This window comes from Porphyrobacter sp. HT-58-2 (assembly GCF_002952215.1).
Taxonomy (GTDB): domain Bacteria; phylum Pseudomonadota; class Alphaproteobacteria; order Sphingomonadales; family Sphingomonadaceae; genus Erythrobacter.
Genome location: NZ_CP022600.1, coordinates 136964 through 150841, shown reverse-complemented (window position 1 = coordinate 150841; position 13878 = coordinate 136964). Strand labels below are relative to the sequence as shown.

10 protein-coding genes are annotated in these 13878 nt (G+C 62.1%); 2 read left to right on the top strand and 8 right to left on the bottom strand.

What is annotated here, in order from left to right:
* Positions 1–26: 26 nt before the first annotated feature.
* The 8 genes from CHX26_RS00750 to CHX26_RS15805 form a co-directional block, all read right to left on the bottom strand.
* Positions 27–911 carry a CsgG/HfaB family protein gene (locus CHX26_RS00750; RefSeq protein ID WP_233997211.1) on the bottom strand — a complete coding sequence of 295 codons (885 nt, stop codon included), beginning with the start codon at positions 909–911 and terminating at the stop codon, positions 27–29.
* 102 nt (positions 912–1013) lie between these two features.
* Positions 1014–1433 (bottom strand): curli assembly protein CsgF, encoded by a 420-nt coding sequence (locus tag CHX26_RS00745; protein ID WP_104940723.1) that lies wholly within the window; start codon positions 1431–1433, stop codon positions 1014–1016.
* Between the two features lie 325 nt (positions 1434–1758).
* Positions 1759–2271: a PEGA domain-containing protein gene (locus tag CHX26_RS00740; protein WP_104940722.1), complete on the bottom strand. Its 513-nt coding sequence runs from the start codon at positions 2269–2271 to the stop codon at positions 1759–1761.
* 147 nt (positions 2272–2418) lie between these two features.
* The gene (gene rplL / locus CHX26_RS00735; protein WP_104940721.1) at positions 2419–2796 is read right to left on the bottom strand and encodes a 50S ribosomal protein L7/L12; all 378 of its coding nucleotides are present in this window, start codon (positions 2794–2796) and stop codon (positions 2419–2421) included.
* A gap of 72 nt (positions 2797–2868) precedes the next feature.
* Positions 2869–3381 (bottom strand): 50S ribosomal protein L10, encoded by a 513-nt coding sequence (gene rplJ, locus CHX26_RS00730; protein WP_104940720.1) that lies wholly within the window; start codon positions 3379–3381, stop codon positions 2869–2871.
* A gap of 321 nt (positions 3382–3702) precedes the next feature.
* Entirely contained in the window at positions 3703–3945 is a 243-nt protein-coding gene (locus CHX26_RS00725) for a helix-turn-helix domain-containing protein (protein ID WP_104940719.1), read from the bottom strand.
* Entirely contained in the window at positions 3945–4493 is a 549-nt protein-coding gene (locus CHX26_RS00720) for a DUF2975 domain-containing protein (RefSeq protein ID WP_104940718.1), read from the bottom strand. The genes CHX26_RS00725 and CHX26_RS00720 overlap by 1 nt, the downstream gene beginning before the upstream one ends.
* A 16-nt stretch (positions 4494–4509) precedes the next feature.
* Positions 4510–4647 carry a hypothetical protein gene (locus CHX26_RS15805; RefSeq protein ID WP_172449631.1) on the bottom strand — a complete coding sequence of 46 codons (138 nt, stop codon included), beginning with the start codon at positions 4645–4647 and terminating at the stop codon, positions 4510–4512.
* Between the two features lie 644 nt (positions 4648–5291).
* On the opposite strand from CHX26_RS15805, the gene rpoB reads away from it, so the two are divergent.
* Positions 5292–9482: a DNA-directed RNA polymerase subunit beta gene (gene rpoB / locus CHX26_RS00715; RefSeq protein WP_104940717.1), complete on the top strand. Its 4191-nt coding sequence runs from the start codon at positions 5292–5294 to the stop codon at positions 9480–9482.
* A 69-nt stretch (positions 9483–9551) separates the two neighbouring features.
* Complete coding sequence (gene rpoC / locus CHX26_RS00710; RefSeq protein ID WP_104940716.1) at positions 9552–13853, top strand: DNA-directed RNA polymerase subunit beta'; 4302 nt, start codon at positions 9552–9554, stop codon at positions 13851–13853.
* Positions 13854–13878 lie beyond the last annotated feature (25 nt).

Genomic DNA, 13878 nt, shown 5'->3' with positions numbered 1-13878 from the left:
GACCCTTGGGAAACCCCTCTAACCCGTCACGATCCGTCGCGTCGGTCCTTGTCCTTTTCGCCATCGACCACAGTGAGCGCAGTCAGCGAGCCTGCCCGCTTGACTGCCTTCTGGATGTCGCTGGCGTCGTAAACTCCGTCCCGCTCAGCCCGGTAGGCGGCAAGCAGGGATTGCGCTGCCGACATGTCGTCGAAGCGCCAAAGATCGAGCTCCACGCCCTCAAGCACGAGGCCGTAGACAGCCTTTTCGATCGCTTGCTGAAGCGCGACCTGATCAGGCTCGTTCGAAGTGATGCCAGCCTCAGCCTCCAGCAGTTCGCGGAAGGCAACGAACTTGAAGGCGCTCGCGCCCAATGCCTGACTGGCGATGGTCTTGGAGGCTGTGACATTGGCGAGCACCTCGCCGGTGCGCACCGAGACAGCGCGCAGATAGACGGTCACCGTATCCTGGCGATATTCGGTGCGCGCCCCGATCCCGAGGAAGGCCGCGCCTGCGCCGCCGGTGACGGTGTTGGTATCATAGCCGACAATCCCGCCTTCCAGCAGCACGCCTGCAAACAGCAGCGCAGGCAGGGCATTGGGATCGACTTCCTGTTCACCAAGATAGCGCTTGCGCATCTCGCCGATGATCTGGCGTTCCTTCAGCAGGTTATCCAGCCGTTCACGCTCGACAACGGTGAACCAGTTGCGGTTGCCCGCATCCTGCAGCGCCTTGACCAGCATCGAGCCCGCGCCCTGAGTCACGGCACGCGACAGGGTCTGGCCCTGCGCGCTTGGCTTGAACTGACCGGTCTGGTCGGTGAAGCCATAGACTGCAATGGCGACCGGCCGCTGCGGTGCGGGCAGCTGGTTCAGCAAGGTCTGCGTCTGTGTCTTCTTCGGGAAGTAGGCCAGGCTGGTGGTGGTCGGCATGGAATTCCGACCGTCCTGCGGCATGCTCATGCAGCCGGACAGTGCCAGGCCAGCCAGCGCAGCAACAGGAAGAGAGAAGATCTTTCGCATCCCGTTAGCCCTTCAGTCCACTTCGATGAAGAGCGGGACGACAATGCGGGTTTCCTCACCCGTGGTGTCGTTGCGGATGATAAGCGTGACTTCTTCCAGCGAACGGAAGAACTCGATGGTCTGCCCGCCGAAGCTGATCGTCCCCGATTCCTGCGGGTTGTCGCCGAAGATCGCATCGACGATCTGCGAGGACAGCGCGGACAGCAGCCGCGACTGAAGTTGCCGCGCGAAGATGTCTGCCTGCGAATTTGAAGAGGTTGCGCGCGGGTCGCGGAAATCATTGTTGGCGTTGGCGACGCCAAGCACATGTTGGGAATTGAACGGGTTTCCGCCAAAGGTCGGGCTGATCGGCTGGTGGATCAGATCCTGCGCTGCCAGCGGGGAAGCAAGCATCAGCCCGCTAGCCAGCAGAATCGCTTTCACAACACGCATGATATCCCCCAAACAAACCAAGGAACGTGGAACTGGGGTATCCTCCCCATTGAACGTTCGAAGTCTCAACGACTCGGCGACTCGGTAAGGTGATGTTAGGGGTTATTAACAGGGTGTAAAGTAACTTCGGTGTGACAGCCGAGGAATCGTCCCGATCCTACACGGTTGCATTTCCTGCGTTAACGATTCGGGGAACGTCCGGCTGCCACCTGCGGTGGTTGCCGTGTTGTGCCTCTCGACATTCAGTGGAGCAGGTTATTGAGGCAAGCAAAAGGAGCGCCACCATCGCGGGCAGCGCTCCTCCGCACTTGCCCTGAAACAGGGATCAGTTGGTGCTGCCGCTGCCCATTCCGGCAAGGTCGGCGCCGATGGTCTTGGCGACGTCGGCGCGCACCTTCTCATTATGCTCGTCGACCGACATGATTTCGTTGCCGTCCTTGTCGAGCAGCATCGCTGGCTGGCCCGACCCGGCCGGTGCGAGGCGCAGTTTCAGCGGGCGCGGGAACAGCGTGTTGCTCGCGCCGTTGCCTCCATCCACGACCCCACCGATGATCCCGCCAGCGAGGATGTTGCCGAAGGCCGAGCCGGCAAGGCGGGACTGCACGAGGACATAGGTCGGTTCGTAGCCGGGCTTCGAAATGTCGACCCGCGTGTCCGTGCCGCGCTTGAGTTCGAGCGTGCAGGGCGATGTGCATTTCAGCCCGTTCAGAAACACCACGTCAGCACCGCTCGGATCGGTTTGGGTCATGTAATCGACATTGGTGCCATTGAGGACGGTTGCGCAGCCGCCAAGCGAGACGCCCGCCACTACTGCGAGCGCCAGAAATCTAATCTTCATTGAATTGTGCCCCCTTGTTGTGAGGCATTCTTCCCGAAAACCTCGCATCTCAACTAACAGCAAACTACCGAAGGTAAACGCAAAAAAGGGCAGCACCATTGCTGGCGCTGCCCTTCCGATGTCGGTCGAGTGACCGCGGGATCGAGCTTACTTCAGCTCGACGGTGCCGCCGGCTTCTTCGATCTTCTTCTTGATCTCTTCGGCTTCGGCCTTGTTCACGCCTTCCTTGAGAGCCTTCGGAGCCGATTCCACGAGGGTCTTGGCTTCGGTCAGGCCCAGGCCGGTGATGGCGCGGACTTCCTTGATGACCTGGATCTTCTTGCCGCCGTCGCCGGTCAGGATGACGTCGAATTCGGTCTGCTCTTCAGCAGCCGGTGCGTCGCCGCCGGCACCCGGGGCAGCAGCCACAGCCACCGCAGCAGCGGCGCTGACGCCCCATGCTTCTTCGAGGGCCTTGGCGAGTTCGGCAGCTTCAAGCACGGTCAGCTGCGACAGTTCTTCAACAAGCTTGGCAATATCGGCCATGATGGTTTACTCCAAAATTTTGGCGGAGCGGATTTGCTCCAACAGATTGTTTCGTCTGGCGAAAAACGTCTCTTAAGCTGCCTTGTCCGCGTAAGCGGCGAACACACGGGCGACCTTCGCGGCAGGTGCGGTAACGACCTGAGCGATCTTCGTCGCCGGGGCGTTGACCAGGCCGACGAGCTTGGCGCGCAGTTCGTCGAGGCTCGGCATCGAGGCAAGCGCCTTGATCCCGGCTTCGTCGAGAACGACCGAACCCATCGAACCGCCGACGATTTCGAGCTTGTCATTCGACTTGGCGAAATCGACAGCGGCCTTGGCAGCCGCGACCGGGTCATTCGACCAGGCCAGCCCGACCGGGCCGGTGAGCATGTCATCCAGCCCGACATAGTCGGTGTCCTTGAGGGCGAGCTTGGCGAGACGGTTCTTCGCAACCTTGTAGGACGCACCAGCATCGCGCATCTTGTTCCGCAGGTCGGTGGACTGGGCCACCGTCATGCCGAGGTTGCGGGTGACAACCACCACGCCGACCTCGTTGAAGACCGCATTGAGCTGGGCAACCGCGTCGGCTTTCTGCGAACGATCCATGCCATACTCCTTCACATGTGATCGCACGGGAAATGGCTCCCCCGGGCGACCGGCTACGTTTTGTCCATGCGCAGGGCCGCGAGGGCTCCGAGCACGGGCGAGTCCGTCGATAGGGAAGGAGGGTGTGCTTGTAGGCACAAGCAGGGCGCGCCATCATCTGGCCGCCTGCGAAATCTCGTTTCCCCGTCTAGGCTGGACATTAAGCGGGCCTGATTGCCCGCACCAACTGTCTCGGACGGATGACGCGGCGAAAGCACGAGGCCCGCCGGTCGGAGCGGGCCTCTAGGGGATTGGCGTCGAGAGTCAAGCGGATTGGTGCTTTCAGCTCTCCTCGGCGCTATAGGCAAGCAGGTCGCCCGGCTGGCATTCCAGTTCCCGGCAGATCGCGGCTAGGGTGGAAAAGCGGATCGCCTTGGCCTTGCCGGTCTTGAGGATCGACAGGTTGGCGAGGGTGAGACCCACGCGCTCGGCCAGCTCGGTCAGCGTCATGCGGCGGGCATAGAGCAGGTCGTCGAGCTTTACCATGATGCGGGCTCCTTCGAGATCGTGGTTGCTGGGCGGCATCACACTGTTCCTTCGAGGTCTTCGCGCATCGCCGCTCCATGGCGGAACACGCGGGCGAGGATGAAGAGCACCAGAACGATCAGGAAGCCAGCCAGATCGGTAGGGCTGATGTCGAGTGTGCTCTTACTTTGGGGGTCGATAAGGCTGAAGCCATAGACGCGAAGTTCTCCGACGATCACGGTCAGGACCTGCGAGGCCAGAAGCAGCCATGCCATCGCGTTGAGGCGCCGTGCGTTGTCGGGGATGAAGGGGTCGCCCTGGCTGGCGCTGGCGATCAGCAGACGCATCTTGCCGAAGAAGACAAACATCGCTGCAAAGTTTGCCATGACTGTGACGCCGATACCGGCCGACAAAAGCGGGAACCTTGTCACGTCAGGGAGGGAGTTGGCGTCGACCGGCCCGGGCAGCAATCCTTGGCTCAGCAGCATGACAAACACGATGAGGAAGAGAAAAATGCCTCCTCCCACCACACAAAGAGCCTGAAGGATCAGGGCAATCACTTTGCCGAGTTTGAGCAGCAAGTCGTCTTTTGCGAGGGTCATGATCATGTCTCCGGTTGCGCGCTCAAGCGAGCTCGACAGTTGCAAGTGCGGTAGGCGCTGCTGCCTGGGCAGGTGGCACGGTGACGATCGCGCCAATCGAGCTAAGCGAGAGCACCAGCGCGGCACAGGCGGCAAGGGCGGTGTTGGCAAGGCGGGACATATCGTTTTCCTTTCGAGGGCACATTGTTATTCAATAAATCGCTTCTAATCCGATTCGCGGCTTATCGTCAATCAATAATATTGAAAAACGATATTCTTGGTCTCGTTTTTCGGAAATTTGCTGCGAATAAGCTTTACAAAGTTGACACCGTGTCAACTTTGTGGAGAGCCGAATTATCCCATGTTTGCAAAGCTCTAGCGTTCAAGAAAGCAAGCTGACGGACACGGGGGGAGGCCTTTGTCGCGCGCCGTGTCGGCGAGCGAACGGGGAGGGGGGGGCTGACGATGCGAAAGAACCGCCCCGGGCTCCTGCGCCTTTCCTCCGGGGTAGGAAAGGCGCGCAGGCCTGCGCTTGCGTAAAGCTGCAGCATTGACACAGATGGATGGCGCCCCTAAATCGCGCGCTCTCGCTCGCTTCGAGCAGGGCTGATTCATGCGCGGGAATCGGCCTCAGGATGGAAGCGGCGAAGGCCATTTACGCGACGGACACCGGGAGGCTGCTGCCGACACCGCTTTAAAGGCGGAGTTTGGCGTGCGGCTTTTGTGCGTTGGAATGGCCGAGCGATTCGCGTGGAACGACAGCGTTTTTCCCGTCCGCGCGAGGCCTCTCCTCTCGCGGCCCAATCAAAGAGGCACGACCCCTCCATGGCAACCAAGGCGAAGCCGCCCGTCACCCGCAGCCGCAAGGCCCAAGGGACCGCCAAGAAGCGCATCCGCAAGATCTTCGGTGACATTCACGAAGTGGTGCAGATGCCGAACCTGATCGAGGTTCAGCGCGAAAGCTACGAACAGTTCCTGCGCTCGGACAAGGCGACGGGCTATGTCTCGGGCCTCGAGAAGACGCTGCGCTCGGTGTTCCCGATCCGCGATTTCGCCGGCACCGCCGAGCTCGATTTCGTGCATTACGAACTCGAAGAGCCCAAGTACGACACCACCGAGTGCCGTCAGCGCGGCATCACCTACGCCGCCCCGATGAAGGTCACCCTGCGCCTGATCGTGTTCGAGGTGGACAGCGAAACCGAAACCCGCTCCGTCCTCGATATCAAGGAGCAGGACGTCTACATGGGCGATATGCCGCTCATGACCGAGAACGGCACCTTCATCATCAACGGCACCGAGCGCGTGATCGTGTCGCAGATGCACCGTTCGCCGGGCGTGCTGTTCGATCATGATCGCGGCAAGACCCACTCCTCGGGCAAGCTGCTGTTTGCTGCCCGCGTGATCCCCTATCGCGGATCGTGGCTGGATTTCGAATTCGACGCCAAGGACATCGTCAACGTCCGCATCGACCGCAAGCGCAAGCTGCCGGTCACTGCGCTGCTCTATGCGCTCGGTCTTGATGGTGAGGGCATCCTCAATCACTTCTACGACACCGTCACCTGGGAGCGCGCGAAGGACGGATGGAAAATCCCGTTCGTTGCCGAGCAATGGCGCAATGCCAAGCCGGCCTTCGCGCTGGTCGACGCCGCCACGGGTGAGGAAATCTTCCCCGCCGGCCAGAAGATCAGCCCGCGTGCAGCCAACAAGGCAGCCAAGGATGGCCTTGCTGAACTCTTGCTGCCGACCGAGGAAGTCGTCAGCCGCTATGCTGCCGCTGACATGATCGATGAAAGCACGGGCCGCATCTACATCGAAGCCGGTGATGAAGTGACGCTCGAGCATGTCGAGGCCTTCGACAAGGCCGGGATCGACCGTCTTGCGCTGCTCGACATCGATGAAGTCAACACCGGGCCGTGGATCCGCAACACGCTCAAGGCCGACAAGGCCGAGAACCGCGACGAGGGTCTGGAGGCGATCTACAAGGTCATGCGTCCGGGCGAGCCGCCGACGAAGGAAACCGCCGAGGCGCTGTTCGAAGGCCTGTTCTTCGATGCCGAACGCTATGACCTGTCGGCCGTGGGCCGCGTTAAGCTCAACATGCGTCTGGGCCTTGAGTGCGAGGACACCGTCACCACGCTGCGCAAGGAAGATATCCTCGCGGTGGTGAAGGAGCTGGTCGGCCTCAAGGACGGCAAGGGCGAAGTCGACGACATCGACAACCTCGGCAACCGCCGCGTGCGTTCGGTCGGCGAACTGCTGGAAAACCAGTACCGCGTCGGCCTGCTGCGCATGGAGCGCGCCGTGAAGGAGCGCATGAGCTCGGTCGATGTGTCGACCGTCATGCCGAACGACCTCATCAACGCCAAGCCCGCCGTGGCCGCGGTGCGCGAGTTCTTCGGTTCCTCGCAGCTGTCGCAGTTCATGGACCAGACCAACCCGCTCTCGGAAGTCACCCACAAGCGCCGCGTTTCGGCGCTCGGGCCGGGTGGTCTGACGCGTGAGCGCGCGGGCTTCGAAGTGCGCGACGTTCACCCGACGCACTATGGCCGCATCTGCCCGATCGAAACGCCGGAAGGCCCGAACATCGGTCTGATCAACTCGCCGGCGAGCTTCAGCCGCGTCAACAAGTACGGCTTCATCGAAACCCCCTACCGCAAGGTGGTGGACGGCAAGGTGACCGGCGACGTGATCTACCTCTCCGCGATGGAAGAGCAGAAGCACACCGTGGCGCAGGCCTCGGCGGAACTGAACGCCGACGGCTCGTTCGTCGAAGAGCTGGTCTCGGCGCGTCACAATGGCGACAACCTGATGGCCCCGCGTGAGCAGATCACGCTGATGGACGTCAGCCCCAAGCAGCTCGTCTCGGTCGCGGCCTCGCTGATCCCGTTCCTTGAAAACGACGACGCCAACCGCGCGCTGATGGGCTCGAACATGCAGCGTCAGGCCGTGCCGCTCGTGAAGGCGGAAGCGCCCTGGGTCGGCACCGGGATGGAAGAAACCGTTGCGCGGGATTCCGGCGCGGCGATTGCGGCCAAGCGCGGCGGGATCGTCGATCAGGTCGATGCGACCCGTATCGTGATCCGCGCGATCGGCGATGTCGAACCCGGCCAGTCGGGCGTGGACATCTACACCCTGCAGAAGTTCCAGCGTTCGAACCAGAACACCTGCATCAACCAGCGTCCGCTGGTGAAGGTGGGTGACGTGATCGAGCAGGGCGACATCATCGCCGATGGCCCCTCGACCGATCTGGGCGAACTGGCGCTGGGCAAGAACAGCCTCGTCGCGTTCATGCCGTGGAATGGCTACAACTACGAAGACTCGATCCTGATCAGCGAACGCATCGTGAAGGATGACGTCTTCACCTCGATCCACATCGAGGAGTTCGAAGTCATGGCCCGCGACACCAAGCTCGGGCCGGAAGACATCACCCGCGACATCCCCAACGTCGGCGAGGAAGCACTGCGCAACCTCGACGAGGCGGGCATCGTCTATATCGGCGCGGAAGTGCATCCCGGTGACATTCTCGTCGGCAAGATCACCCCCAAGGGTGAATCCCCGATGACCCCGGAAGAAAAGCTGCTGCGCGCGATCTTCGGCGAAAAGGCGAGCGACGTGCGTGACACCTCTCTGCGTCTGCCCCCGGGCGTTGCCGGCACCATCGTCGAAGTGCGCGTGTTCAACCGTCACGGGATCGAGATCGATGACCGTACCCGTGCGATCCAGAACGAGGAAATCGAACGCCTCCGCAAGGACGCCGCGGACGAACGCAACATCCTCAACCGTGCGACCTACAACCGCCTCAAGGACATGCTGCTCGGGCAGACCGCTTCGGCTGCTCCCAAGGGGCTGAAGAAGGGCGAGGTCATCACCGAGGAACTGCTCGAAGGTGTCGAGCGCCACGAATGGTTCAAGTTCGCGGTTGCCGATGATGGCCGTCAGGCGCAGATCGAGGCGGTGAAGAGCCAGTACGACGAAGCCGTCGCGCTGATCGATGCCAAGTTCCATGACCGCAAGGAAAAGCTGGAGCGTGGTGATGAACTCGCTCCGGGCGTGCTCAAGATGGTCAAGGTCTTCGTCGCGGTGAAGCGCAAGCTGCAGCCGGGCGACAAGATGGCCGGCCGTCACGGGAACAAGGGTGTGATCAGCCGCATCCTGCCGGTCGAGGACATGCCGTTCCTTGAGGATGGCACCCCGGTCGACCTCGTGCTCAACCCGCTGGGCGTGCCGTCGCGCATGAACGTCGGGCAGATCTTCGAGACGCACCTTGGCTTTGCGGCCCGCGCCTTGGGTCACGAGATCAAGGGCATGCTGGACGATTGGCGCGCTGCCAATCCGAATGCGGCTTCCGACTACGCGAACGTTGCCCCGCCCGCAGCGGTTCTTGAACGCCTCAAGGACATCTACGGCGAGCAATATGTCGAAGACCTCGAAAGCCGCTCGACCGCAGATATCGTGGAACTCGCGGGCAACCTTTCGGCCGGTGTGCCGATGGGGACCCCGGTGTTCGACGGTGCGCGCGAAGCCGACGTTTCGGACATGCTGGTCAAGGCGGGGATCGATTCCTCGGGCCAGAGCGTCCTTTATGACGGCCGCACCGGCGAGGCGTTCGACCGCAAGGTGACCGTGGGCATCATCTACATGCTCAAGCTCCACCACCTTGTCGACGACAAGATCCACGCGCGTTCGATCGGGCCGTACAGCCTCGTCACCCAGCAGCCGCTGGGCGGCAAGGCGCAGTTCGGCGGCCAGCGCTTCGGGGAAATGGAGGTCTGGGCGCTCCAGGCCTACGGCGCGGCCTACACCTTGCAGGAAATGCTGACGGTGAAGTCCGACGACGTGGTCGGCCGCACCAAGGTCTACGAAGCGATCGTCAAGGGCGACGACACCTTCGAGGCCGGTATTCCGGAGAGCTTCAACGTGCTCGTGAAGGAAATGCGCAGCCTCGGCCTCAACGTCGAACTTAAGTCGATCCTCGACGAGGACGACGACGGCGAGATGCTGGAGGCAGCGGAGTAAGGGGCAGGGGCCTCGCGCCCCTGCATCCCTCGCCCACGAAGAATTCATCCCCCCTAAGGGAACACAGTCATGAACGACCTGACCAAATTCACCAACCAGCTGGCGAAGCCCGAAACCTTCGACCAGATCCAGATCGGCATCGCCTCGCCGGAGCGCATCCGCTCGTGGTCCTATGGCGAGATCAAGAAGCCCGAGACGATCAACTACCGCACCTTCAAGCCGGAGCGTGACGGTCTGTTCTGCGCGCGCATCTTCGGCCCCGTGAAGGACTACGAGTGCCTGTGCGGCAAGTACAAGCGCATGAAGTACAAGGGCGTCGTCTGCGAGAAGTGCGGCGTCGAAGTCACCGTGACCAAGGTCCGCCGCGAGCGCATGGGCCACATCGAACTGGCCGCGCCCGTCGCGCACATCTGGTTCCTGAAGTCGCTCCCCAGCCGCATCGGCTTGCTGCTGGACATGCAGCTGAAGCAGCTCGAGCGCGTGCTCTACTTCGAAAGCTACATCGTCACCGAGCCGGGCCTGACCCCGCTCGAAAAGTATCAGCTGCTGACCGAGGATGAACTCCTCGAAGCGCAGGATGAATATGGCGAAGACGCCTTCACCGCCGATATCGGCGCCGAAGCCGTGCGCACCATGCTGATGCAGCTCGACCTCGAAGCCGAGCGTGAAGCGCTGATGGACGAGCTGGCCACCACCAAGTCGGCCCTCAAGCCCAAGAAGATCATCAAGCGTCTGAAGGTCGTCGAAAGCTTCATCGAATCCGGCAACCGCCCGGAATGGATGATCCTCGAAGTGATCCCGGTCATCCCGCCCGAACTGCGCCCGCTGGTGCCGCTCGACGGTGGCCGGTTCGCGACCTCGGACCTCAACGACCTCTACCGCCGCGTCATCAACCGCAACAACCGCCTGAAGCGCCTGATCGAACTGCGCGCGCCGGACATCATCGTGCGCAACGAAAAGCGCATGCTGCAGGAAGCGGTCGACGCGCTGTTCGACAACGGCCGCCGCGGCCGCGTCATCACCGGCGCCAACAAGCGTCCGCTGAAGTCGCTGTCCGACATGCTCAAGGGCAAGCAGGGCCGCTTCCGCCAGAACCTGCTCGGCAAGCGCGTCGACTATTCGGGCCGTTCGGTGATCGTGACCGGGCCTGAGCTGAAGCTGCACCAGTGCGGGTTGCCCAAGAAGATGGCGCTCGAGCTGTTCAAACCGTTCATCTACGCCCGTCTCGATGCCAAGGGTCTCTCCATGACCCTCAAGCAGGCCAAGAAGTGGGTCGAGAAGGAGCGCAAGGAAGTCTGGGACATCCTTGACGAAGTGATCCGCGAGCACCCGGTGCTGCTCAACCGCGCGCCGACGCTGCACCGCTTGGGCATCCAGGCGTTCGAACCCGTGCTGATCGAAGGCAAGGCGATCCAGCTGCACCCGCTGGTCTGCTCGGCCTTCAACGCCGACTTCGACGGTGACCAGATGGCGGTCCACGTGCCGCTCAGCCTCGAAGCCCAGCTCGAAGCGCGCGTGCTGATGATGTCGACCAACAACATCCTCTCGCCCGCCAACGGCAAGCCGATCATCGTGCCTTCGCAGGACATGGTGCTGGGGATCTATTATCTTTCGATGGAGCGGCAGGAAAAGCACCCCGAATTCATCGAGGAAGCTGACGGCACCAAGATCGAGAAGCTGCCGCGCTTCAGCGACATGGCCGAAGTGCATCAGGCGCTGGAAACCAAGGCGGTTACCCTCCACACCCGCATCATCGCCCGCGTCCCGCAGGCCGACGAGAACGGCAAGGTGGAGATGAAGCGCTTTGTCACCACCCCGGGCCGCATGCTGATCGGGGAATGCCTGCCGAAGAACCACAAGGTGCCCTTCGACATCATCAACCGTCTGCTCACCAAGCGTGAAATCGGCGACGTGATCGATCAGGTGTATCGTCACACCGGCCAGAAGGATACGGTGCTGTTCGCCGACGCCATCATGGCGCTGGGCTTCCGCCACGCGTTCAAGGCGGGGATCAGCTTCGGCAAGGATGACATGATCATCCCCGATGCCAAGATCAAGCTGGTGGAAGAGACCAAGGAACTGGTGGCTGGCTATGAACAGCAGTACCAGGATGGTCTCATCACCCAGCAGGAAAAATACAACAAGGTGATCGACGCCTGGTCGAAGTGCGGTGACATGGTCGCCGACGCGATGATGGCCGAGATCAAGGCCCAGCCGATTGATGCCGAGACGGGCAAGGAAGCCCAGATCAACTCGATCTACATGATGAGCCACTCCGGGGCGCGTGGTAGCCCGGCGCAGATGAAGCAGCTCGCCGGGATGCGCGGTCTGATGGCCAAGCCGTCGGGCGAGATCATCGAGACCCCGATCATCTCGAACTTCAAGGAAGGTCTGACCGTTCTTGAATACTTCAACTCGACCCACGGCGCCCGCAAGGGTCTCGCGGACACCGCGCTGAAGACTGCGAACTCGGGTTACCTGACCCGCCGTCTGGTCGACGTGTCGCAGGATTGCGTCATCGTCGAGGAAGATTGCGGCACGCAGAACGCGCTCGAAATGCGTGCGATCGTGCAGGGCGGTGCGGTGATCGCTTCGCTTGGTGAGCGTATTCTGGGGCGCACCGTTGCCGAAGACATCGTCAATGCTTCGACCGGTGAAGTGATCGTTCCGGCCGGCACGCTGCTCGACGAAGCGATGGTGAAGGAGATCGAGGCGGCTGAGGTGCAGTCGGCCAAGATCCGCTCGCCGCTGATCTGCGAAGCTGAACAGGGCGTTTGCGCGACCTGCTATGGCCGTGACCTTGCCCGCGGGACTCCGGTGAACATCGGTGAAGCTGTGGGCGTTATCGCGGCGCAGTCGATCGGTGAACCCGGCACTCAGCTGACGATGCGGACCTTCCACATCGGCGGGGCGGCGCAGCTCAATGAAACCTCGCACCTTGAGGCGATCTCGGATGGCCGCATCGAACTGCGCGACATGCCGACCATCACCGACAAGCGTGGCCGCATCCTTTCGCTCGCCCGCAACGGCGAGATCGCGGTCATCGACGCTGAAGGGCGTGAGCGCGAAATGCACAAGGTGCCTTACGGTACGGTGCTGATGTTCAAGGATGGTGATCAGGTGAAGGCGGGCGACCGTCTGGCCGAGTGGGATCCGTTCACGCTCCCGATCATCACCGAACAATCGGGCGTGGTGAAGTATCAGGATCTGGCCGAGGGCGTCACGCTTGAGGAACAGGTCGATGATGCCACCGGCATCGCGCAGCGCGTGGTGACCGAGAACCGCGCGACGGGTCGCAAGAAGAAGGAAGACCTGCGTCCGCGGCTTACCCTGCTGGCCGAAGGCTCTGGCGAGACCGAGGCGGCGCGTTACATGCTCGCTCCGGGTACGACCCTGTCGGTTGCGGATGGCGACACGGTGCAGGCGGGTGACATTCTCGCCCGTGCCAGCCGTGAAGCCGCCAAGACCCGCGACATTACCGGCGGTCTGCCGCGCGTGGCCGAGCTGTTCGAGGCGCGCATGCCCAAGGACGTCTCGATCATCGCCAAGATTTCGGGCCGGATCGAATTCGTTCGCGAATACAAGGCGAAGCGCAAGATCGCGATCATTCCCGAGGAGGGCGAACCCGTCGAGTACCTGATCCCCAAGACCAAGGTGATCGACGTGCAGGAAGGCGACTACGTGAAGAAGGGGGACACCCTGATTTCCGGCTCGCCCAACCCGCACGACATCCTTGAGGTGCTGGGCGTGGAGGCGCTGGCTGAGTATCTCGTCAACGAGATCCAGGAAGTCTACCGCTTGCAGGGCGTGAAGATCAACGACAAGCACATCGAGGTGATCGTTCGCCAGATGCTGCAGAAGGTCGAGATCACCGACGGCGGGGACACCACCCTGCTGCCGGGCGAGCAGGTCGATCTGGCGGAAATGCTGGAAATCAACGCCAAGCTGGCCAAGGGTAAGCAGGGCGCGACAGGGACACCGGTGCTGCTCGGCATCACCAAGGCCTCGCTCCAGACGCGCTCGTTCATTTCGGCGGCTTCGTTCCAGGAAACCACCCGCGTGCTGACGCAGGCGGCGGTCGAAGGGAAGAAGGACACGCTGATCGGTCTGAAGGAGAACGTGATCGTCGGCCGTCTCATCCCCGCCGGTACCGGTGCGGGCATGAACCGTCTGCGCGTCACCGCCAACAGCCGCGACGCGGCGCTCAAGGCCGCCTGGAAGAAGCAACAGGACGCCCTGTCGGCTTCGGGCCAGCGCGAAGCCGAACCGGAAGCTGACGCCATCGGTTCGGAGGAAAAGATGAAGGCCGCGATGGCTGCCATGGCCGCTTCGGCTCCGGCTGCTGACATCGAAGACGCCGGCGAGGAGTAATCCTCGCCCGCCCTTTCGGCTTCAC